The following is a 312-nucleotide window of genomic DNA, read 5'->3' on the forward strand; positions in this document are numbered from 1 at the left end:
GTATTGGTTTATTGGAGTAGATGCTTGCTTTTCTGAGCCATAGCTCTGATATCCAAATGAAGCCATAGGCATTTGTTATTTTGGCTCTGTCAGCTGCATAACGCCAAAAAATATATTTATCTGCTTGATCTTCAAATGTTGTATTGATTAAATCAATTGGATGGAATTGTTTATCATAAAAAATTAATGTTTGAATGTGATAACCGTCCTTTAAAAAAGTCGTTTCTGCAAGCTTGGCTGTATAGTCAACTAACTCTTCTGTCGAAGTGATATTTTTAGGCTTATCTACCAGTTTTAGACGCTCTTTAATAT

At 33.3% G+C, this 312-nt stretch carries 1 protein-coding gene; it reads right to left on the reverse strand.

The window, feature by feature from the left end; genetic code table 11:
* Positions 1-312: hypothetical protein (locus ACTHSL_RS13350; protein WP_440381705.1), on the reverse strand; the 312-nt coding region annotated here is incomplete at both ends.

It is taken from the genome of Neisseria sp. P0008.S010, from assembly GCF_051962715.1.
GTDB classification, from domain to species: Bacteria; Pseudomonadota; Gammaproteobacteria; order Burkholderiales; family Neisseriaceae; genus Neisseria; species Neisseria elongata.